This is a genomic window from Acidovorax sp. KPB24-03, assembly GCF_057546605.1.
Genome location: NZ_BAAJYR010000554.1, coordinates 1 through 1,850 on the forward strand (window position 1 = coordinate 1; position 1,850 = coordinate 1,850).

Annotated in this window: 2 protein-coding genes; both read right to left on the reverse strand. The window is 72.9% G+C overall.

Annotation, left to right across the window (positions count from 1 at the left end; translation table 11 throughout):
• Window positions 1-20 precede the first annotated feature (20 nt).
• Window positions 21-1,400: a TAXI family TRAP transporter solute-binding subunit gene (locus tag AC27KI_RS23860; protein ID WP_487116205.1), complete on the reverse strand. Its 1,380-nt coding sequence runs from the start codon at window positions 1,398-1,400 to the stop codon at window positions 21-23.
• On the reverse strand, window positions 1,397-1,850 hold a 454-nt coding region (locus AC27KI_RS23865), incomplete at its 5' end, for a P1 family peptidase (RefSeq protein ID WP_487116207.1). The genes AC27KI_RS23865 and AC27KI_RS23860, both read right to left, overlap by 4 nt.

The following is a 1,850-nucleotide window of genomic DNA, read 5'->3' on the forward strand; positions in this document are numbered from 1 at the left end:
CAAGGGCGCCGGCAAGCCCGTCAGGCCGCGCTAGCCGGCGCGACGCCCTGCGCCGCGCGCAGCTTCTTGCGCACCAGTTGGATGTGGTTGCGCAGCGCGTACAGCTCGTCGGCATACGACAGCGGCACGCTCACCTTTTCCACCTGCGCTTCCAGCCGGTCTAGGGCCTCGTGCAGCGCCTGGGGCGCGGATTGTCCGGCGTCCATTTCGTCCTCGATCTCGCGCAGGCGGCCATACCAGCGGAACACGCGCGAGCGCACGCGGAACTGGTAGAGCGGCGGCACCACGCGCGACAGCGGCAGCATGGCGGCCAGCAGGATGCCCAGCACCAGCCACATGCGCTCGATCAGGTTGGCCATCCAGAAAGGCAGGTAGCGCTGCAGCAGCGGCGCGGGCTCGTTGATGGCGCGCTCGCCCTCGGCGGCGATGGGCAGCTCGCTGTGGCGGGTGCTCGGAAACTCGCGAGCCCGGTTGAACCAGCCGGCGCTGCCGTGCAGGGACTGCGCGTTCTGCGCGAACAGCTGCAGCAGCGCCGGGTGCGTGCCCTCGCGCGCCAGCAGCGACGTGGTGGAGGCCACCAGCCGCACGTCGGCGGGCGGCACGTTGCCGGCCAGGTCGACCACGCCGCGCGGCAGCGTGACGGGCGTGAGGAACGGAAAGCGCCGCCCGTAGGCCTCGTGCTGCGGAAAGTCCATGAGACGCACGCCCGGCGTCTGCAGCAGCATCTGCACCATGAGCGACTGCGGCGCCGAGGCGAACACCAGCGCGTCGAGCCGGCCCGCGAGGAACTCCACCGTCGCCGGCGTCTGGCCCAGCTCGGACAGCCGCAGCGCCCGGGGCTCCATGCGGTTGGCCTCCAGCAGCTTTTCCATCAGCGTGGGCACGCCGCTGCCCGCGGTGCCCACGTTCACGCGCAGGCCGCGCAGCTGCGCCAGGCTGTCGAGCCGGCCGCTTTTGACCACGCGGCGCGCGGCCTCGGTGCGGTAGAAGATCCACACCGGTTCCACGAACAGGCTGCCCAGCGATTCCAGGGCGTCGGCGTCTTCGGGCCGCAGTTCGCCGGTGCCGCCCTGCACGAAGGCCAGGTCGGCCTCGCCGCTGCGCAGCAGCTGCAGGTTGGCGGACGAGCCTTCCGTCTCGCGCAGGACGACCTCGATGCCGTCGGCCGCCAGCGCCTTCTGGTAGCGCTGGCCGAAGTCCGCATAGGCGCTCTGCGCGGGCCCGGTGGCCAGGGTGACGCGCTTCGGGGGCGCGGGCTGCAGCCACCAGTAGGCCAGCACCAGCAGCCCCACCGCCAGGAAGGCGAGCGGACCGGCGGACAGGATCAGGTCGCGCAGGTTCAGCAGCGCCGTGTGCACCCGTCGCGTGACGGTGCGGGAGCGGGCGGCAAGGGCGTTCATCGGCCGAGGTCCGCCGCGCTCGGCAGGTACAGGCCTTCGTGGGTGGTGAGGGACTGCGCAGCCTGCACGGCGCGCAGCGTGGCGCGGGCCACGGCCTCGGCCGCCATGGTGGCCAGCACCAGCATGCCCGCGTGGCGGCCCGTGGCGCCGGTGGCCAGGGTGAACAGCGTGTCGCCGTCCAATTGGGTGTGCACGGGGTTGATGCTGCGCGCCAACCCGTCGTGGCCCGACACGGCCAGGCGATGGGCCTGGGCCTTGGTCAGCACCGCGTCCGTGGCGATCACGCCGATGGTGGTGTTGGTGCCGGGCAGCACGGGCTCGGGCGGCACGCCGCCCAGCAGCGCACGCCGCGTGTCCATCAGCCGCTGGCCGTCTTCCGAGCGTGCGCCGGCCACGGGCCGGGCGGTGTGCGGGTCGACCACGTCGCCCACGGCGTTGCAGGCGATCAGG